This window comes from Fructilactobacillus sp. X2R6C1 (assembly GCF_059901295.1).
The window spans coordinates 1-240 of the sequence record NZ_JBWXUZ010000076.1 but is presented as its reverse complement, the minus strand read 5'-3'; the positions used below and the strand labels follow the sequence as shown (position 1 = coordinate 240).

The following is a 240-nucleotide window of genomic DNA, read 5'->3' as shown; positions in this document are numbered from 1 at the left end:
GGCACAGGTACTGCACGTCGGCGACCACGCCGAAATGGACGTGGCCGGAGCGATCGCCGCCGGCCTGCGCGGCTGCTGGATCAACCGCGAAGCAGCCACCTGGACCCATCCGCAGCTGCAGCCGGACCTGCAGTTCGACACCCTCACCGGCCTGGCCGACTGGTTGGATGCCAACCTCGACGCTGCCGCACCCCGGAGTACCTGACGCATGAGCGAGATCACTGGTTTCACTGCCGACAC

Annotated in this window: 1 protein-coding gene; it reads left to right on the top strand. The window is 67.5% G+C overall.

Going from position 1 to position 240, the window contains the following annotated elements:
• A partial coding sequence (locus tag AC6UDF_RS07425) for an HAD family hydrolase (RefSeq protein ID WP_500724258.1) occupies nt 1-205 on the top strand: 205 nt, incomplete at its 5' end.
• Between the last annotated feature and the right edge of the window lie 35 nt (nt 206-240).